General features: G+C 41.3%; 19 protein-coding genes. 16 read left to right on the plus strand and 3 right to left on the minus strand.

All coding sequences use genetic code 11. From position 1 onward, the window contains the following. Positions 1–110: 110 nt before the first annotated feature. Positions 111–2174 (plus strand): catalase, encoded by a 2064-nt coding sequence (locus GJU41_RS01400; protein WP_070879297.1) that lies wholly within the window; start codon positions 111–113, stop codon positions 2172–2174. Between the two features lie 111 nt (positions 2175–2285). On the opposite strand, the gene yhfH is transcribed toward GJU41_RS01400, so the two are convergent. Beyond that, positions 2286–2420, minus strand: coding sequence for a protein YhfH (yhfH, locus tag GJU41_RS01405; protein WP_070879296.1), 135 nt, complete (start codon positions 2418–2420; stop codon positions 2286–2288). 150 nt (positions 2421–2570) lie between these two features. Here yhfH and GJU41_RS01410 point away from each other — a divergent pair, with 150 nt between their 5' ends. The 4 genes from GJU41_RS01410 to GJU41_RS01425 all read left to right on the plus strand — a co-directional run bounded on the left by GJU41_RS01410 (position 2571) and on the right by GJU41_RS01425 (position 6817). Further along, positions 2571–3311: an MBL fold metallo-hydrolase gene (locus GJU41_RS01410; RefSeq protein ID WP_070879295.1), complete on the plus strand. Its 741-nt coding sequence runs from the start codon at positions 2571–2573 to the stop codon at positions 3309–3311. A gap of 12 nt (positions 3312–3323) precedes the next feature. Further along, positions 3324–4313 carry a lipoate--protein ligase gene (gene lplA, locus GJU41_RS01415; protein ID WP_070879294.1) on the plus strand — a complete coding sequence of 330 codons (990 nt, stop codon included), beginning with the start codon at positions 3324–3326 and terminating at the stop codon, positions 4311–4313. Positions 4314–4472: 159 nt separating this feature from the next. Continuing rightward, positions 4473–6029, plus strand: a complete 1557-nt coding sequence (locus tag GJU41_RS01420; RefSeq protein ID WP_070879293.1) for a fatty acid--CoA ligase family protein — start codon at positions 4473–4475, stop codon at positions 6027–6029. A gap of 17 nt (positions 6030–6046) precedes the next feature. Continuing rightward, on the plus strand, positions 6047–6817 hold the full coding sequence (locus tag GJU41_RS01425; protein WP_083328372.1) for an enoyl-CoA hydratase-related protein: 771 nt from the start codon (positions 6047–6049) through the stop codon (positions 6815–6817). A 32-nt stretch (positions 6818–6849) separates the two neighbouring features. Here GJU41_RS01425 and GJU41_RS01430 read toward each other — a convergent pair whose 3' ends face one another. Continuing rightward, positions 6850–7389 carry a Rossmann-fold NAD(P)-binding domain-containing protein gene (locus tag GJU41_RS01430; RefSeq protein WP_070879322.1) on the minus strand — a complete coding sequence of 180 codons (540 nt, stop codon included), beginning with the start codon at positions 7387–7389 and terminating at the stop codon, positions 6850–6852. A 175-nt stretch (positions 7390–7564) separates the two neighbouring features. Between GJU41_RS01430 and GJU41_RS01435 the strand changes: the two genes are divergently transcribed. The 5 genes from GJU41_RS01435 (at position 7565) to aceA (ending at position 12016) form a co-directional block, all read left to right on the plus strand. Beyond that, on the plus strand, positions 7565–8116 hold the full coding sequence (locus GJU41_RS01435; RefSeq protein WP_070879292.1) for a helix-turn-helix domain-containing protein: 552 nt from the start codon (positions 7565–7567) through the stop codon (positions 8114–8116). A gap of 17 nt (positions 8117–8133) precedes the next feature. Then, complete coding sequence (locus GJU41_RS01440; protein ID WP_070879291.1) at positions 8134–8853, plus strand: AzlC family ABC transporter permease; 720 nt, start codon at positions 8134–8136, stop codon at positions 8851–8853. After that, complete coding sequence (locus tag GJU41_RS01445) at positions 8843–9148, plus strand: AzlD domain-containing protein (RefSeq protein WP_070879290.1); 306 nt, start codon at positions 8843–8845, stop codon at positions 9146–9148. The genes GJU41_RS01440 and GJU41_RS01445 overlap by 11 nt, the downstream gene beginning before the upstream one ends. 74 nt (positions 9149–9222) lie before the next feature. After that, on the plus strand, positions 9223–10491 hold the full coding sequence (locus GJU41_RS01450; protein WP_070879289.1) for a M48 family metallopeptidase: 1269 nt from the start codon (positions 9223–9225) through the stop codon (positions 10489–10491). 238 nt (positions 10492–10729) lie between these two features. Further along, positions 10730–12016, plus strand: a complete 1287-nt coding sequence (gene aceA / locus GJU41_RS01455; RefSeq protein ID WP_070879288.1) for an isocitrate lyase — start codon at positions 10730–10732, stop codon at positions 12014–12016. 310 nt (positions 12017–12326) lie between these two features. On the opposite strand, the gene GJU41_RS01460 is transcribed toward aceA, so the two are convergent. Continuing rightward, positions 12327–12560, minus strand: coding sequence for an IDEAL domain-containing protein (locus GJU41_RS01460; protein ID WP_070879287.1), 234 nt, complete (start codon positions 12558–12560; stop codon positions 12327–12329). Positions 12561–13134: 574 nt separating this feature from the next. Here GJU41_RS01460 and GJU41_RS01465 point away from each other — a divergent pair. The 6 genes from GJU41_RS01465 (at position 13135) to iolG (ending at position 20054) form a co-directional block, all read left to right on the plus strand. Beyond that, positions 13135–14157 carry a Gfo/Idh/MocA family oxidoreductase gene (locus tag GJU41_RS01465; protein WP_154317870.1) on the plus strand — a complete coding sequence of 341 codons (1023 nt, stop codon included), beginning with the start codon at positions 13135–13137 and terminating at the stop codon, positions 14155–14157. Between the two features lie 148 nt (positions 14158–14305). After that, positions 14306–15814: a sugar ABC transporter ATP-binding protein gene (locus GJU41_RS01470; protein WP_070879285.1), complete on the plus strand. Its 1509-nt coding sequence runs from the start codon at positions 14306–14308 to the stop codon at positions 15812–15814. 4 nt (positions 15815–15818) lie between these two features. After that, positions 15819–16817 (plus strand): ABC transporter permease, encoded by a 999-nt coding sequence (locus tag GJU41_RS01475; RefSeq protein WP_070879284.1) that lies wholly within the window; start codon positions 15819–15821, stop codon positions 16815–16817. 53 nt (positions 16818–16870) lie between these two features. Continuing rightward, positions 16871–17830: a sugar ABC transporter substrate-binding protein gene (locus GJU41_RS01480; RefSeq protein ID WP_070879283.1), complete on the plus strand. Its 960-nt coding sequence runs from the start codon at positions 16871–16873 to the stop codon at positions 17828–17830. 75 nt (positions 17831–17905) lie between these two features. Continuing rightward, positions 17906–18913 carry a LacI family DNA-binding transcriptional regulator gene (locus GJU41_RS01485; RefSeq protein ID WP_070879282.1) on the plus strand — a complete coding sequence of 336 codons (1008 nt, stop codon included), beginning with the start codon at positions 17906–17908 and terminating at the stop codon, positions 18911–18913. 118 nt (positions 18914–19031) lie between these two features. Next, the gene (gene iolG / locus GJU41_RS01490; protein WP_070879281.1) at positions 19032–20054 is read left to right on the plus strand and encodes an inositol 2-dehydrogenase; all 1023 of its coding nucleotides are present in this window, start codon (positions 19032–19034) and stop codon (positions 20052–20054) included. Positions 20055–20071 lie beyond the last annotated feature (17 nt).

Here is a 20071-nt window from a genome sequence, read left to right on the forward strand (position 1 = left end):
ACACTGTTTTAATGGCAGTGTCTTTTTGATGCAAGGAATCTAAGAAATTCGGGTTTCATTGTCGAAATTATGTGGTAATTCAATAGAGTACATATAATAGGACGGAAGGAATGAATCAATTGGACAAGCATTCTAAAAACAGCAAGGATGAACAGTTAGAAGCGTACCGGGTAGATGATACGGGAAAGAAAATGACCACGAATCAGGGTCTGCGTGTTTCAGATGATGAGCATTCTTTAAAAGCGGGTGTACGTGGACCTACTCTGATGGAAGATTTTCATTTCAGGGAAAAGATGACTCATTTTGATCATGAGCGCATTCCTGAGCGTATTGTGCATGCTATGGGCTATGGGGCTCATGGTTATTTTCAGGTCTACGAGCCGATGAAAGAATTCACGAAGGCTAAATTTCTTCAGGATCCCTCTGTTAAAACGCCTGTATTTGTCCGGTTTTCAACAGTTGCGGGTTCAAGGGGTTCAGGTGATACGGTAAGGGATGTAAGGGGATTTGCAACCAAGTTTTATACCGAGGAAGGAAATTATGATCTAGTCGGAAATAATATTCCGGTTTTCTTCATTCAGGATGCGATCAAGTTTCCGGATCTGGTTCATGCTTTAAAACCAGAACCGCATAATGAAATGCCTCAGGCTTCTTCCGCTCATGATACGTTCTGGGATTTTATTGCAAACAATCAGGAATCAGCACATATGATTATGTGGGCAATGTCAGACAGGGCGATCCCGAGAAGCTACCGGATGATGGAAGGATTTGGCGTCCATACCTTCAGATTTGTAAATGAGGAAGGAAAGGGCCGTTTTGTGAAATTCCACTGGAAGCCGAAGCTTGGCGTTCATTCTCTTGTGTGGGATGAAGCTCAAAAGCTTGCAGGAAAAGATCCGGATTTTCATAGAAGAGATCTCTTTGAAGCGATTGAAAATGGAGATTATCCAGAATATGAGCTAGGCGTTCAAATCATAGAAGAAGAGGATGAGTTTAACTTTGACTTTGACATTCTAGATCCGACAAAGCTATGGCCGGAGGAAATCGTTCCTGTAAAATTGATTGGAAAAATGACGCTGGACCGCAATCAGGACAATGTATTTGCAGAAACAGAGCAGGTTGCGTTCCATCCTGGAAGTGTAGTGCCAGGCATTGATTTTTCAAATGATCCATTGCTTCAGGGCCGTTTATTTTCATATACAGATACACAGCTCTCGAGACTTGGCGGTCCAAACTTTCATGAGCTTCCGATCAATCGTCCCGTCTGTCCGTTCCATAACAATCAAAGAGACGGCATGCACCGGATGACAATTAATCGCGGTCAGACCGCTTATCATAAAAACTCACTTGCTCAAAATGACCCTCGTCCGGCTGCTGAGGAAGAAGGCGGCTATGTTCATTATCAGGAAAAGGTAGAGGGAAGTAAGATCCGACAGCGCAGTGAAAGCTTTAAGGATCATTTTTCACAGGCTAAGCTGTTCTGGAACAGTATGACAGAAATTGAAAAGCAGCATATCACTACAGCTTTCCGCTTTGAACTTGGAAAAGTAAAAAGCAAAGATGTTCAGCAGCAGGTTGTTGATATGATCAGTGCCATAGACATGAAGCTTGCAGAAGAAGTGGCAGCAGGCATTGGGGCATCGGTCAATAAGGAGACAGCAGAGTCAGGTGTAACGAACTCGTCTCCTGCACTCAGTCAGGAAAAAACAATCAAAGTGCCTGATACACGTAAAGTAGCTGTTCTCGCTGAGGACGGGTACAATGCAGCTCAGCTAAATCCATTCCTAAGTTCTTTGGAAGAAGCAGGCATGACGCCAGAGGTGGTCAGTCATACACTGAGCCCGCTTAAAAGTGATGACGGCCATCAACTTGAAGTGGACCATACTTTCCTTACTAGTGATTCCGTCTTATTTGACGCCATTTTCGTTGCCGGAGGAACGAAAAGCAGAGATCTCTTGCTGCAGAAGAAAGAAGCTGCTGCTTTCTTGAAAGAAGGCTTCAGCCACTTTAAAGCAATCGGAGCAGCTTATGAAGCGGCTGAAATTCTTGAATCAGCGGGAATTGGCAATGGTTCTGGCGTCGTAGTTGCTGAAGAAGCAGAAAAAGCGGCGACTTTCTCTGATGCATTTATTGCAGCAGCCGCCGAGCATCGTCATTGGGACAGAGAAGTTTAATAGGAGAAGAAAAGGCACTGATTTCTCAGTGTCTTTTTTTATTGCATAAAAAAAGAGAAAGAACGCAAGGTTCTTTCTCCAAAATATAGGTATTGTTAGGATGAACAAAGGTTAAATGTGGTTGATTTTCATGCATTTATCGCATGTATTGCCGTAACACTCATGCTGTTCTTCAATTTTATCCCCGCACTCCAAGCACTTCTTAGCAGGCAGGTTTTTGAAAAATTCAGTCATTTTAACTAACATTGGTATCCCCTCCAAGTTGTTGTTAATGTCATTGTATTATAACAGATGGAGGTATGTCAACAACTGTTTTGTAACAATATCATAAAACATGCAATTTTTTATAAAAATGGGTATATTGAGAGGTAGGAATAAAAATAAAGGAGGATTGTCATGAAGGTAACAGTAGTTGGTTTCTGGGGCGGGTATCCAGCTGTAAATGAGGCATCATCGGGATATCTTTTTGAATCTGACGGATTTCGGCTCCTTGTAGACTGCGGAAGTGCTGTATTATCACAGCTGCAGAATTATGTGATGCCTGAAGAGCTTGATGCGGTCATCCTTTCCCATTATCACCATGACCATATTTCAGATGTGGGACCGCTGCAATTTGCAAGACTGATTGCAAAGTACTTAAACAAGAACAGCAGGGCACTGCCGATTTATGGACATGCCGCTGATCAGCTGGAATTTGCAAGACTTACATATAAAGACGTGACAATAGGGAGGGCCTATAATCCAAATGAACAGATTCAAATCGGACCTTTTACCATTCGTTTCTTAAAAACGAAGCATCCGGTAGACTGCTTTGCAATGAGGATTTCTGACGGTGCTGCAGAAGTTGTTTATACAGCTGACTCAAGCTTCATCGAAGAATTTACTCCCTTTTCAAAACATGCAGATCTGCTTCTTTGCGAGTGTAATTTTTATGGAGAGATGGATGGGTCAGGTGCAGGCCATATGAATAGTTACGATGCAGCAAAACTGGCAAATCGCGCATCCGTAAAGGAATTAATGCTTACACATTTGCCGCATTTCGGGAATCATCAGGAGTTAATCTCGGAAGCTCAGACCATCTATCAAGGTCCTGTCCGCCTTGCCGCTGCCGGCTTAAAATGGACACACGAAAATTAGGAGGAACAAAACATGCTATTTATCGATAATCAGGGGATTACGGATCCAAGAATAAATCTGGCCATAGAGGAGTATTGCCTGAAAAACTTAGATCCTGAACAAACTTATCTGCTTTTCTATATCAATGAACCTTCCATCATCATCGGGAAGAATCAAAATACAATAGAAGAAATTAATACGAAATATGTAGAAGATCAAGGGCTGCACGTGGTCCGCAGATTATCAGGCGGCGGAGCGGTATACCACGATCTTGGAAACTTGAATTTCAGCTTTATCACGAAAGATGATGGAGACAGCTTTCACAATTTCAAGAAATTCACTGAACCTGTGACACGTGCGTTGAAGCGTCTGGGCGTAGATGCTGAGCTAAGCGGCAGAAATGATATTTTAGCTGAAGGCAGAAAAATTTCAGGCAATGCACAGTTCTCAACTAGAGGCAGAATGTTCAGCCATGGCACTCTCCTGTTTGATTCAGAGATGGAGAATGTTGTTTCCGCGCTAGTGGTAAAAAAAGACAAGATTGAGTCAAAGGGCATAAAATCGATTCGCAGCCGGGTAGCAAACATCAGCGAATTTCTGGAAGAAAAGATCACGATTGAACAATTCAGAGAGATCATTCTCCGTTATATCTTTGATACAGATGGCGAAATTCCGCAATACAAACTGACAGAATCAGACTGGGAAAAAATCAATGAACTCTCAAAAGAACGTTATCAGAATTGGAACTGGAATTACGGCAAATCGCCAACCTTTAATCTTCAGCACTCACACCGTTTTCCAATCGGCCAGATCGATGTTCGTCTGGAAGTGAAGAAAGGCCAAATTGAAAACTGCAAAATTTTTGGCGATTTCTTCGGAGTCAGAGATGTTGAAGAAATAGAAAACACTTTAAAAGGTATGCAATATGATCGTTCCTCAATTGAACTTGCTCTCAGGGACGTTGATATCAAACACTATTTTGGAAACGTGGAGAAAGATCAGTTTATCGATCTGCTGTATTAATACAAGTAAGGGATGTCCGTAAATCGGGCATCTTTTTTTTGAAATAATTTTAACAAGCAGTTTGTTGAGTATTTCTCTTCCATAAAATATAATAGACTTATAGTTTAAAATTTTTAGAAAATGAATGGTTATTCATTCATTTTTACAAGGGGTGGGAGAATGAATTTATCATCACAGCTGTCTTTATCCGCAAAAACGTATAGAGACAAACCGGCATTTATCTTTGAGGGAAAAGAAACATCCTATGGGGAACTGGATGTTTTAATCAGCAAATTTGCAGATGGCCTGCAGAAGCTCGGAGTGAAAAAAGGGGATCATCTCGCTCTAGTGCTTGGAAATTCACCATATTTTGTTATATCGCTATATGGAGCAATGAGGGCTGGCGCTACAGTCATTCCAATCAATCCAATCTACACACCAGATGAAATCGGGTATATTTTAAACAATGGTGATGTAAAAACAATTGTTACTCTTGATGTTCTGCTGCCTTTATTTGAAAAAATGAATCCTGTTTTGCCAATCCTTGAGAATATCATTTCATGCGAAACTCCTCCATCTGATGCAAAATCAGGATTGGATGTTTCAGCACTTTCAATCAGCACTAAATTGAAATCGTTTACAAGTTTAATCGCTTCATCTGTTTCAGAGCCAGAAGAGGTCATTCTCTCAGAAGAAGATGTTGCCGTCATCTTATATACATCAGGCACCACAGGAAAGCCTAAGGGGGCAATGCTCACTCACAAGAACCTTTACAGCAATGCAAAAGATGTAGGTTCTTATTTGAAAATGAATGATGGTGACAAGGTGGTTGCTACTTTACCGATGTTCCACGTTTTCTGTTTGACGGTATCACTTAATGCGCCGTTAATCAGCGGGGCAACACTGTTAATTGTGCCGCGCTTCAGTCCTGCTGAAATTTTCCAGCTGATTAAAACCTATGAAGCTACTGTTTTTGCAGGTGTGCCGACAATGTATAATTTCCTTTTGCAGCACGCGGCGGGGGATGCAGACGATCTGCAGTCTCTCAGACTCTGCATTTCAGGCGGGGCATCTATGCCGGTTGCGCTATTAAAAGGATTTGAGCAGAAGTTTAAGGTCGTGATTTCTGAAGGCTATGGGTTATCTGAGGCTTCTCCAGTTACGTGCTTTAATCCGCTTGACCGTCCGCGAAAAGCAGGCTCAATCGGCACGAACATTCTGAATGTCGAAAATAAAGTAGTCAATGAATTAGGAGAAGAAGTGCCTCATGGACAAGTTGGAGAGCTGATTGTTAAAGGTCCAAACGTGATGAAGGGGTACTATAAAATGCCTGAAGAAACAGCCCATACGATTCGGAATGGCTGGCTCTATACCGGAGATCTTGCCACAATGGATGAAGAAGGCTACTTTACCATTGTCGACCGCAAAAAAGATATGGTGATAGTCGGCGGATACAATGTATATCCGCGCGAGGTTGAGGAAGTCCTTTACAATCATCCTGGAGTAGTGGAAGTAGCCGTTGTCGGTGTTCCTGATCCAAACCAGGGAGAAGCAGTAAAATGTTTTGTTGTATTAAAAGATCAATCACTGACAGAAGAAGGATTAAAAGCATACTGCCGCGAACATTTAGCTAAGTATAAGGTTCCAAGTTCCATTGAGTTTTTAGAAGAACTTCCTAAAAATACAACGGGGAAAATTTTGCGCAGGGCGCTTAAAGATCAAGTTCTGCAAAAATAGTCAGGAGGAAGTCTGTTTTGACCAACATTTTATACACAGTAGAAAAGCACCTGGCCGTTGTCATGTTAAATCGCCCGGAGGTATTCAACTGCTTCAACTATGAAACACTGCTTGAGCTTGAGGCAGCAGTTGAAGATATCCGCACGAATCCTGAAGTCAGGGCAGTGATTTTTACAGGTGCAGGGGAAAAGGCATTTTGTGCAGGCGCCGATCTGAAAGAGAGAAAGACTCTGACAGATCAGCAGGTAAAACGGAATCTATATAAAATTGGCGAGGTATTCACAAAGATTGATGCCCTTCCTCAGCCCACAATTGCAGCCATCAACGGTTATGCATTCGGCGGGGGTATGGAGCTTGCCCTGTCATGTGATTTCAGGCTGATTGCAGAAGGCACGTCAGTCGGACTGACAGAAACAGGCCTTGGCATCATTCCCGGTGCTGGGGGAACGCAGCGCCTTCCGCGCATTATCGGCGAGGCTAAAGCGCTCGAGCTTATTTTAACTGCGCGCAAAATTACGTCAGTGCAAGCACTGGAATATGGTCTTGTTTCAAAGACAGCTCCAGATGTCATGGCTGCGGCAATCGAGCTTGCAGAAGAAATGCTCAAAAATGGACCTATTGCTCTGCAGCAGGCTAAATTTTCCATTAAACAGGGGATGAATGCAGATCTTCAGACAGGCTTGCATATTGAGCGCAAGGCTTATGAAATAACGATTCCTACCGAAGACCGTCTTGAAGCTTTAGCGGCTTTCAGCGAAAAACGAAAACCCGTTTTTAAAGGGAAATAAGAAGGAAGCGGCCAAGTAATTGGCTGCTTTTTCTATGGTCTTTTTTCCCATGGTTCCAAGATGCCGATCACCATATCTTTGTTATCCTCTTCAACACATTTTATGACTCCTTCGCAAATTTCTTTATTTGTCAGCCATCTTGAACCATCTGCTTCTAAAATAAATCCAAGAAGGATTGAACGATATAAACAGTTGGGCATGACATTAACTGTTTTTTTCTCTAAGTGACTGCTGCTTCCTTGAATATGAAATAGCCGCCATTTTTCTGCCGATTTTGAAACTTCCTCCGAAATGATGACTAGAGCATCAGCTGCATAAGAATGAATCCAGCTGACAACAAGTGTGATTGGACCAAATCGCTCAATCGCTTTTTTTATTTGCTTTCTTAATTCTCCATTATCAGCATAATCCACAATCAAACTGTTTACTTTTTTCATTCTTGTCTGCAGCTTATAGTGTCTGTGCTGCTTTCTCCCTATAACCGTTACTGTTTCTGCATGCTGTTCAAGCCAGACAGCAGCATCTGCAAGCATGCCAGTTCCACCAACCACTAATATATGAGAATGTATCATCACCGTTATCAGCTCCTTTTTTTTAAGAATAGGGTGTAATCAGGTTTAAAGAATCAGCAGTCAGATAGAGATTTTCATGGACTTTAGTCTCAAAAATCAGAATATTACTATTTCTATATTGTTCAAAATATAATACGAATGTATACTATATAAAACAAATCAAAAGGGAGAACTTATGAAATCACTGCAGGAACAAATTGGAATCAACTTAAAGAATGTGCGCAAAATGCGGCAGTACAGTTTGGATCAGCTTTCAGCCGTTACGGGTGTGAGTAAAGGAATGCTTGCACAGATTGAAAAGGGCCAGTCAAGTCCGACCGTTAATACGCTCTGGAAAATTGCGAACGGACTTGGTGTATCATTTTCGTCTCTAGTAGAAGAAGAGCAGACGAGTGTTGCGGTTGTACGCAGAGCTGATAAAACAGCCGTTCAGGATTTAAATGAATTATACAATGTCTTTTCCTATTTTCCTTATGATCAGCATAAGAAGTTTGAAATTTTTCTGCTTGAGCTGCTGCCGGGATGCAAGCATGTATCAGAGCAGCATTTAAGCGGAGTTGAAGAGTATCTGTTTGTAAGTGAAGGAGAAATGTCCGTTTCTATTGGAGAGGTACATTATGAGCTGAAAAAAGGAGACTCCATCAAATTTACTGCTAATCGGGAGCATGTCTATGAAAATAAAGCAGATGTGGCCGCAAACTGTTTTCTGCTGATCTATTATCCGTAAAGAGGAGGGGGAGAAGGATGGCAACAACAGCATTTTTGAGAAAGCAGACCCATTTTTCTGAAGGAATAACAGCCGGTCTCAGCATTGCAATTGGCTATATGCCTGTTGCTATAACATTCGGACTGCTTGCAAGTGATACAGGGCTTACTCTATCCGAAACCGTTTTAATGAGTATTTTCGTTTTTGCGGGAGCTGCACAATACATATCACTGAGCCTGATTGCAGCCGGCACCGGAGTATTTGAAATTATTTTTACTACTTTTATTGTGAATATCAGGCATTTTTTGATGTCAGCTTCTTTAAATGAAAAGGTTGAGGAAGACAGCTTGTGGAAAAAAGCGCTGTATTCATTTGGGATTACAGACGAAACGTTTTCGGTTGCTTCTGTGAAAGAAGGGCATGTTTCAGCCGGTTATATGTTTGGGCTTATTTTCATTTCCTATTCGAGCTGGGTAGTGTTTTCAGGTGTTGGACATCTGATAGGCGAAAGCTTGCCGGAAACACTGCAGGAAAGCATGTCGGTTGCGCTATACGCGATGTTTATCGGGCTTTTAGTTCCTTCTATGAAAAAGCAGAGGAAAGTTGTTTTACTGGCATCAGCTGCTGCGGTTATTCATTCTTTCATTTATCTGACAGGGCTCATGTCAACTGGATGGGCTATTGTTGTATCTACGCTGCTTTCAGCTGTTCTAATCGAGCTAATCTATTCAAAGGAGGAGAGGCAAAATGATCAGTAATGTCATGATGATGATTATCGGCATGGCAGTTGTCACCTATTTGCCGAGGATGATTCCTCTGGTAGCTCTAAGCGGTATCGAGCTGCCTCCTTTTGTTCAGAATGTATTAAGAAACGTTCCTTATGCAACCCTCGGAGCATTGATCGTTCCTGGTGTTTTTCTTATTCAAGAGGATATCTGGTTTGGAATCACTGGGGCGATTGCAGCTTTTGCCGTTGCTTATCTGGGTGTTAATGTCATCGTCGTTGTGATGAGCTCCATCCTGACGCTGATTGTATACGGGCTCGTGTTTTAACCCGAATTTTAAGTTCTAACTCTCTTTGTCGTAAACTACACTATTACAAAGAGCTTGTTCGAGGGGGCATCATCATGCGCAAATGGCTGACTGTTTCAGTCCTGATTTACTTCTTGTATGGCCTGTTTGTTTATTGGTATATCTATATGGGTGCAGATTCCGCCCTGCCAACCCAGTTTCAGGGAGGTTCAGCTGACCCGAATACGTTTATGAACAGCCGTGAACTGGTGCTGTCAGGCGAATATTCCAGGCTTAGGGATTTTCTCTATTTCATAACAGCGCCATTTGAATGGTTTATCTTTTTCGTTATTCTAGTTATTGGGTTTTCAAGGAAAATTCAGCATTGGTCAGAAGGGATTTCACGTTTCTTTGTGATTCAGACAGCGGTATATGTGTTCTGGCTTTCTTTTATTGTGACACTTTGTGCGTTTCCAATCGAATGGATGCGCTATAAAATCTCGCTTTCTTACCACATCACAACTCAATCCTTTGCTGGATGGATGAAAGATCAATTGATTGATTTCTGGGTGAATTATGCGTTTATGATTTTAATTGTTGCTGTGCTGTATGGGCTTATCCGCAAGTTTTCCAGGAAGTGGTGGCTGTTTGCCTGGGTGCTGTCGATTCCGTTCAGTCTGTTTTTAATGTTTATCCAGCCCGTTCTAATTGATCCGCTTTACAATGAGTTTACCCCGCTTAAAAACAAAGAGCTTGAAACGAAAATCCTTGCTATAGCAGAAAAAGCGGATATCCCGGCAGAGCATGTGTTTGAAGTGAACATGTCGGAAAAAACAAATGCTTTAAACGCGTATGTGACCGGAATTGGAGACAATTCGAGAATTGTGCTCTGGGATACTACTTTAAATAAATTAAGCGAAGAAGAAATTCTATTTATCATGGCACATGAAATGGGACATTACGTCATGAAGCATATTTACGTCGGAATTGCAGGCTACCTTGTTTTGACACTGATCGGTTTATATTTGATCAACCGGTTAATGAATTTTTCGATCAGGCGGTTCGGGCATATTCTCAATATCACCGAAAAACAGCAGCTTGCTTCCTTGCCGTTATTTCTGATGCTTCTGGGGATGCTCACTTTTGCCTCAGATCCATTTTCCAACATCATTTCACGCCATCAGGAAAAAGATGCTGATTTATACGCCATTGAAATGACTGAAAATCCGGAAGCAGCCGTCAATACATTCCAGGAATTGACTAAAGCTGGACTGAGTGAGGTGAATCCGCCCGGCCTGGTGAAAATTTTCAGATACAGCCATCCTACGATACTTGAGCGGATTACGTATCTTGAGGAATGGGGCAACGGTAAACCTGAAAAATAAAAATAGCAGCAGCGCTGTCTCTTAAAGGAGCAGCGCTTTTTTATTTTTGCTGAGCAATGTCACCCCCTTTATAAAGCCTCGATCCTCCCTTCCTATTAATCAATTAAACTCCAAAAATAAAAAATTCAAAAAATTTTAAAGAAAAAGATTCCATTTTTAATTATTCTGTTATATATTAATAATATAAATTAATAACTGTATTATAACAATACAAACAACCTACTGGAGGGATCAGGAAATGACAAATGAAAGAGCACAGAAATTACAGGAAAATTGGGCAATGGATGCAAGATGGAACGGAGTAGAAAGACCATATACAGCGGAAGAGGTTATTCGCCTTCGCGGATCAATTGATATCGAACATACACTTGCACGCAGGGGCGCTGAAAAGTTCTGGAACCTGCTGCAGACGGAAGATTATGTACATGCACTGGGCGCACTTACAGGAAATCAGGCTGTTCAGCAAGTAAAGGCAGGATTGAAAGCGATTTATTTAAGCGGCTGGCAGGTAGCTGCTGATGCAAACCTTTCAGGACACATGTATCCTGATCAAAGTTTATATCCGGCAAACAGTGTGCCGTCTGTTGTAAAACGGATCAATCAGGCCCTTCAGCGTGCCGATCAAATTCAGCATCTTGAGGGAGAAGGAAACATCGACTGGTTCGCTCCGATTATTGCCGATGCAGAAGCCGGATTCGGCGGACAGCTGAACGTATTTGAATTAATGAAAGGAATGATTGAAGCTGGAGCAGCGGCGGTTCATTTCGAAGATCAACTATCATCTGAGAAAAAATGCGGTCACCTCGGCGGAAAAGTATTGCTGCCGACACAAACAGCAGTAAAGAATTTAATTTCAGCACGTTTGGCAGCTGACGTTATGGGCGTTCCAACATTAATTATTGCAAGAACAGATGCAGATGCAGCTGACTTAATCACAAGTGATGTAGATCCTGAAGATCAGGCATTTATTACAGGTGAGCGTACACCGGAAGGCTTCTTCCGCACAGCTGCCGGCATTGATCAGGCAATCGCACGTGGACTCGCTTACGCTCCATATGCTGACTTAGTCTGGTGTGAAACATCAGAGCCGAACTTAGAGCAAGCGCAAAAGTTCGCTGATGCCATTCATGCAAAATTCCCAGGCAAGCTGCTTGCCTACAACTGTTCGCCATCTTTCAACTGGAAGAAAAAATTAGACGAAGAGACAATTGCCCAGTTCCAAAAAGAAATTGCTAAAATGGGCTACAAATTCCAATTTGTTACTCTTGCCGGTTTCCATGCTCTAAACTACGGCATGTTTGAACTTGCAAGAAAATACCGTGATCACGGCATGGCTGCTTACTCTGAGCTTCAGCAGGCTGAATTTGCAAGCGAGCAATACGGCTACACAGCAACAAGACATCAGCGCGAAGTCGGAACAGGCTACTTTGATGAAGTATCACAAACCATCACAGGCGGAACTTCTTCTACAACTGCGTTAAAAGGTTCAACAGAAGCAGAGCAGTTCACGGCTAATCAATCTTAAGCAGGACAGAAAAAGCTGCCGCATCATTTTGGTGCGGCAGCTTTCTTTTTGTGTACTGGATTATTTTTGCTTTTTTGAGATCTAAGATGTTGTAAGATGCCTTGGAAACGAGAAGATCTTTTGCGAAGGTACTCAAAGAGGCTGTAATGAAGTACTAAAACCGGGAAAATCGTAAACTTAGGTACTCATAGGAGGTGAATGATGCCACAAAACCCAGAAAGCTTAAACAAAGGTATTCAAAGAGATTGTATGCTTCCCTGCGAATTCTCCACCTGCAACATAAAAGCAAGCCCCGCTTCGGGGCTTGCTTTTAAATGATTAATCGCAGCTCTGCATATTCTTTGGATAACTTTAAAAATAGCGGTTTGTCATTACGGTCCAAGGACTCATCGATCTTTTCCGAAAGGAGGGACAGTTTCCGGGTTAACACAGCTTCATCCAACACCATTTGAATGTAAATATCAAGTACGGTTTCCTGTTTCTTTTCCATCTTGAATGTGTTACGGGACTTCATGATCTCGGTATACGTTTTCCTGTTTTTCACGAAAGATCACCCCTGATGCCTTTTTTTAATTATATGGATAATAGGCACGGAAATCAACTAAATATTTATAATTTTTAGAAAACTTATTTCTCCAATTTCTGCAGAATGTTAAATTGAAAATTAACCAGATTCATAATTGTAGTTCGCTGTAAATATAATACTTATCGAAATCCCTTTTTTGATGTGAATTCTATAAGAATTGAATGATTTGAGAGAGACTGTTTCCTTTTGTTTTGATTGTTAACTTTTTCCGACATTGATTTCGTTCATACAAGCTTTTTTTCTGCCCGTTAAAAAATTGGGATTTTTCTTTTTAAGCATGGGACGGCTATATAACATCAACTCCTAAAACGGCTTGGAAAGTAGTCAATTAATATGGAAAAAAAGTAAATGGATCTAATAAGTACCATTAGAGGTACTACTTATTTAATTACGCCACTTTAAATAATCTTAATTTACAGAAAGAATAGAATAATATGCAATATTTTGAAAATAGTAATTGAATTTTTAAAAAGAGTAAGCTAAACTAGTTTGAGAAAGCGCTTACCTGTTTAATAAAAGGAGATTAAATACAATGACAAAAAAAATTCGCTCGGCTGTATTTGGATTAGGAAGGCTTGGGTATTGGCATGCAGTAAACGTGGCTAAAATGCGAAATGCAGAACTTGTGGCTGTATGTGATATGAACATTGAGACGGCCAAACGGGTTGCAGAAGAACTTGAGGCGCCGGTATTTACGGCAAATCCTGATGATATTTTTCAAGATGATACAATTGAAGCCGTAATCATTGCCTCTCCAACGAGCACTCATTTTGATTTATTGAAAAGAGCATCAGAATCAGGTAAAGCTATTTTTGTTGAAAAACCGCTGACAATTGATTTAAAAGAAGCAAATGAAATTAAAGGCATGATAGAAAAAAACAATTCAATCTGCCAGGTTGGTTTTATGCGCCGATTTGACCCTGCTTATGATGCAGCAAAAAAACGAATTGATGCAGGTGATATCGGTGATCCCATATACTTCCGCGGAATTTCCCGTGATCCCCATGCGCCTCATGATGCATTCATCAAGCATAGCGGCGGGATGTTTGTAGATGTGTCCATCCATGATTATGATATTGCCCGTTATTTGATGAAGTCTGAGGTCACTTATGTGAGCGCTCATGGCCGTGTTTTGAAATATCCTTTTTTGGAAAAGTATGGGGATGTCGATCAATCCCTTACTTATATAGATTTTGCTTCTGGTGCTGCAGGAGATGCAGAAGCAAGCCGTAACGCTTATTATGGCTACGATATACGGGCAGAGATCATGGGGACAGAAGGCTCGATTTTTATTGGAAATCTTCGGGAGCATAACATTCAGATATTAACTAAAGCGGGTAACACGCACGATATATTACCGGATTTTCCATCTCGTTTTACGGATGCCTACAATTTGGAACTCTCAGATTTTTTCCGGATTGTAGCTGAGAATGGAACACCGCGTGTCACAATAGACGATGGCGTAAAGGCACTCGAAATTGCTTTGGCAGCACGGGAATCCTATCAGACTGGACAAAAATTTGAGCTTTCGCAACTAGCAGTGAGTGTTAAGTAGAGTTGAAGAATAAAAGAGTGCTGTTTTTTGAAAAAAATAAATATTCAAAATATGTTGAAATTAAGATGCGAAGTCATTATACTTCATATTAGGAAAGCGCTTTCTTAAAAATTCATAAATGATGGAATGAATAGAAAGGGGTCTGTACATGGTTACTCATGCAGGAAGCCTCCTCGAAATAAAAGGAATTAAAAAGAGCTTTGGTCAAAACCATGTTTTAAAAGGGATTGATTTAGATGTAATAGCCGGTGAAGTTCATGTTTTACTTGGTGAAAACGGTGCAGGTAAATCGACTCTCATAAAAATTTTAACAGGCGCTTACGAAAAGGATGACGGAGAAATTTATTGGGAAGGCAAGCGGGTCGAACTTAATACACCTGTTGAGGCTATGAATCTAGGCATTGCTACCATTTATCAAGAATTAAATGTCATTCCTGAATTAAAGGTTTATGAAAATATTTTCCTTGGAAGAGAATTAAAGCGTGCCGGAAAGTTGTCACTTCTTAACCAAAAAGAAATGCGCAAGGAAGCAGAACGCTGTTTGGAGATGCTGGGCCAGAGCCCTGCACTGGCAGATAAGCAGCTTGGGGAGCTCGGAATTGGGCAGCAACAACTTGTTGAAATTGCGAAAGCGCTTGCCCTGGATGCTAAATTGATTATAATGGACGAGCCAACATCCAGCCTTAGTGGAACAGAAGTAGAACAGTTATATAACTGTGTTGAACAGCTTACGGAAAAAGGAATCGCGATTGTATTCATTTCCCACCGCTTGGAAGAAATCAGAAGGATGGGCGATCGGTTAACCATTCTTCGAGACGGATTTAAAATAGATACACTGCAGGTTAAGACTACCGAAACTGATTACTGGATTGAGCTAATGGTTGGACGTGCGCTTGATGAAAAGTATCCTAAGCAATCGTTTATGCTTGGAGACGAAGGATTTCGGGTTGAAAACATAATGGTAACTGGAACTTCAGAACCAGTTGGATTTTCCATCCGTTACGGTGAAATTGTTGGCATTTCCGGACTAGTCGGCGCAGGCCGTACAGAACTGGCACGAGCCATTTTCAGCGCAGATTCACATGAAGGCGGAAAAGTCTTCATAAATGGTGAGGAAGTTCAAATTAAGTCACCTCGGGATGCAATTGATGCCGGCATTGCCTTTATTACAGAGGACAGGAAAAGTGAAGGTCTCTTGCTTGATCAGCCGCTCGATTTCAACATTGCTATGGCTAATATGAAAAAATTTACAAATAAATCTAGATTAGTTGATTTAAAAGGTATCCGTGAAGAAGCAAAAAATTATATTAAAGAATTGAAGGTGCGCCCTGATAACATTGACCTTCATGCCCGAAATTTAAGTGGAGGCAATCAGCAAAAGGTTGTTATTGCCAAATGGCTATGCACACAAGCAAAGGTATATATCTTTGATGAACCGACAAGAGGCATTGACGTTGGAGCTAAAGTTGAAGTATACCGCTTAATGAATCAGTTAGTTGAAAGCGGTGCCATAGTGTTGGTGATTTCTTCAGACCTTCCAGAAATTCTTGGTATGTGCGATCGAGTCCTAGTGATGAGTGAAGGAAAAATAACCGCTGACATAGAGATAGAAGAGGCTTCTCAAGAGAGAATTATGAAAGCGGCAACGGGAGGTTAATATAATGAGTGAAGCAGTTTTGAAAAAAACAGACAATGATGCACCAAAACAAAGCAGAACGCTAAAGAGTTACTTAAGTAAATTTGGACCGCTTATCGGTCTTGTCCTTTTAACTACAGTGCTCACATTTTTATCGGACAAGTTTTTAACATTGAATAATATAATGAACATTGCCCGACAATCTTCTATCAATGCGATTCTTGCAATGGGGATGCTTCTTCCAATATTAACAGCAGGGATTGATTTGTCTGTTGGATCCATTCTTGCAGTCTCCATTATGGTTATGGGAATTGTCTCAGTTAACATGGGCTTGAGTCCAATCCTAGGTATTATTGTATGTCTTGCCGTCGGTGCTGGATTTGGTTTAATAAACGGGTTGTTATTAACAAAATTACGTTTGCCGCATCCGTTTATTTCTACACTTGGTACAATGAACATCGCACGTGGGATTGCGCTAATTTTAACTGCTGCAGCTCCGATTGCTGGTTTCCCATATTTAATTCAATTTATAGGCCGTGAATTTGTAGGTCCTATTCCAGTTAGTTTCCTTCTTGTTATAGTTGTATATATCATCTTTCATATTTTCCTAACCAGAACACAGACAGGGCGTTATATTTACGCCATTGGCGGTAACAAGGAAGCTGCTCGTCTGTCAGGTATTAATGTCGATCGCGTGTTAATTATTGTGTATACAATCAGTGGTTTAATGGCGGGGCTTGCAGGTCTTGTAACAGTTGGCCGAGTTAACTCTGCTTTTCCTCTTGCTGGACTTTCATACGAACTTGACGCAATTGCGGCAGTTATTATTGGCGGCGCTAGCTTTATGGGAGGCGTTGGGACTGTTTGGGGTACATTAATCGGAGCTATGATTATCGCTGTCCTGCGTAATGGCCTAAACCTTTTAAACGTTCCTGCTGATTTTCAAATGGCAGTAATCGGATTTGTTATTATCGCAGCCGTATATGTAGACGTTCTTCGTCAGCGCAAAAGTAAGAAAGGGTAAACTTATCTACTTTGGTAAAGCGCTTTACTAAAAATAAAAAAGGGGGAAATGAAATGAAAAAACTTAAATTGATTGGAACGGCATTGGCAGTATCATGTATAGCATTTGCTGCAGGCTGCAGCGGTGCAGATAAAGAAGCAAGCGGCAACGGGAACGAAAGCGTTGCAGTCGTATTAAAAACGTTATCAAGCCCTTACTGGAAATATGTAGAGGCAGGAGCTAAAGCTGCCGGGAAAGATCTTGGAGTAGATGTAACGGTAGTTGGACCATCTGCAGAATCGGAAGTGATCCAGCAAGTAAATATGCTCGAAGATCAAATAAGTCAGTCACCTGGTGCTATTGTAGTCGCTCCATCTCAGCCAGAAACAGTTGTTCCAGTATTAGAAACTGCATCTCAATCGGATTTACCAGTTCTTCTAATAGATTCAGATGCTGAGTTTGCAGGAAAAACAAGCTTTATTGGTACAGAAAACCATACAGCAGGTATAGAAGGCGGAAAATTGCTCGCTTCTATGCTTCAAAAGGGAGATAAAGTGGTCTTAATTTCGGGAGCGCTAGGTAATCCTGCTACAGATGACCGAATTAAAGGTGCGAAAGAAGCACTTGAAGAAGCAGGTCTCGAAGTTGTCGCTGAACAACCTGGAGATAGTGATAAAACAAAAGCTATGTCTGTTATGGAAAATATTCTTCAGAAAAATGGGGATGTAAAAGGTGTTTTCGCAGCCAATGATGATATGGCGCTGGGTGTATTGCGTGCAGTCGAAGCTAAAGGAAACGATATTAAAGTAATCGGCACAGATGGAACAGAAGAAGCAGTTGAATCTATTTTAGATGGGAAGCTTGCTGGTACAATTGCACAAAGTCCTTACAACATGGGCTATCAAGGTGTCGAAAACGCATTGAAAGCAATTAAAGGGGAAAAGGTCAAAGAGCGTATAGACAGCGGAATAGACATCATTACAACTGAAAACGCAGAAGAAAAATTAGAATTTTTAAAGAGTATTTCTAAATAAGGTCTAAATTTGGTACAGCAAATTTCCTTCATGCTAAACTAATGAAAAAGACAATTCGGAGGAGTTTGAAAATACATGAAGCTCACAATCTATGATGTAGCAGAAAAGGCGGGAGTCTCAATTGCTACGGTTTCCAAGGTGCTGAATAATACAGGACGGATCAGCAATAAAACAAGGAATAGAGTAATGGAAATCATGCAAGAACTTGAATACCAGCCAAGCAGTGTAGCAGCAGCGCTGACAGGTAAGAAAACTTTTACAATTGGAGTGCTTGTTCCTGATATTGCCAACCCCTTTTTTGCTGAGGTAGCCCGGGCTTTGGAAAACAGCGCACGGGAAACGGGCTATGCCATCATATTATGCAGCACAGATTATCAGCGAGAACGTGAACAAGATTATTTAGAGTTGCTTTTAAAAAAACAAGTTGATGGAATTATTATTGCAACAGAACCAAAGGATTGGAAGGTTTTTAAAAAACTCCAAAGCAAGAGTATCCCTCTCTTGATGTTTTCTATTGATCACCCATCTTTTGCTTCTCACGTTGTTACGACTGATGATGTTCGCGGCGGATATCTGGCAGGCCGTTACTTGCTGGATAAAGGTCACACGAAAATTGCTGTGATTGCAGAATTAAACCGGGCGAGCGGGGTGCTGCGTTTGCAGGGCTTTAAACATTCTCTTGCTGATGAGAGAATTCATTTAGATGAAAACTATGTTGTACATTCAAAATCAAAAATAGAAGAAGCGAAAGCGGCTGCCCGGCAAATCTTGAAATTAGAGGTTAAACCCACTGCAGTATTTGCTTCTACGGATCTAATCGCTGCAATATTCATTAATGAAGCAAGAAAAGCGAATGTGGCTATTCCACATGATATATCAGTGATTGGTTTTGATAATACGATTCATGCGGAGTTAGCTGATCCAGGTTTAACTACAATCGCACAGCCTATTGAGGAATTGGCACATTATGCTATTCAAAAGCTGCTGCTGTCAATTGGAAATCCAGATATGCCAGGACACAGAATTATGCTTGCACCAGAGCTGATTGAACGTCATTCTGTCAGAGATTTGAATGAAAGTTGAGGCTAAGAGATAAGGATTTAACTTGCCGGCTTGGGCCGGAATTTTTTTCAAGTCAACAGGAAAGCGCTTAATCGAACCTATAAAAAATTAAAATTAACGATTTAGGGGGAATCGGTCGATGACATTGACTGTGGGAATTATTGGAGCTGGACGTATCGGAAGATTGCATGTTGATAATTTGAGGTTGATTCCGCACATTCGGATTAAAAGTGTATCGGATGTTGCTGCCCAACATCTTGAAACATGGGCAGAAGAAAAGCAGATTGAAGTATTAACAACAAATTATCATGAATTACTGAATGATCCTGTTATACAAGCAATCTTTATCTGTTCGCCAACAAATACTCATGCAGACATTATTAAAGAAGCAGCAGCTGCTGGAAAACATATTTTCTGTGAAAAGCCAGTCAGCTTCTCGGTGGAAGAAACAGAGGAAGCACTCGCTGCTGTTGAAAAAGCCGGTGTAAAGCTGCAGGTTGGTTTTAACCGCCGTTTCGATCCTAATTTTCGAAAAATTCGTACACTCGTTCAAAAGGGGGAAATCGGAACACCTCACATTTTGAGAATCACCTCACGCGATCCAGAGCCGCCAGGTGTTGATTATATTAAATCATCAGGCGGGCTGTTCATGGATATGTCCATACATGACTTTGATATGGCGCGCTACATTATGGGCAGTGAAGTGGTGGAAGTTTTCGCGAAAGGTGCTGTGCTTGTTGATCCGGTGATTGGGGAAGCAGGCGATATTGATACAGCTATTATTACCTTGAAATTTGCAAATGGCGCTCTTGGTGTAATCGATAATAGCCGGCGTGCAGTTTACGGTTATGACCAACGTCTTGAAATCTTTGGTGATAAGGGTGCAGCGGAGGTAAATAACAATCGGGCAACAACCGTTGAAGTTTCAACCATTGAAAATGTAATGAAAGAGAAGCCGGTTTACTTTTTTCTTGAACGTTACACTCAAGCATATATCGATGAAGTAACTGAGTTTGCTGCTGCAGTCCTTAAAAACTATGAAGTGAGCTGCAATGGCTTTGATGGCTTACAAGCTGAACGTATTGCCAGAGCAGCAAGACAATCACTTGAAACGGGGGCCCCAGTTCAATTAAAGCCGGCTGCCCAAACTGCAGCAAATTAATTGTACGGAAGGAAGGA

The organism is Metabacillus idriensis, assembly GCF_009674765.1.
Classification (GTDB): Bacteria; Bacillota; Bacilli; order Bacillales; family Bacillaceae; genus Bacillus_P; species Bacillus_P idriensis.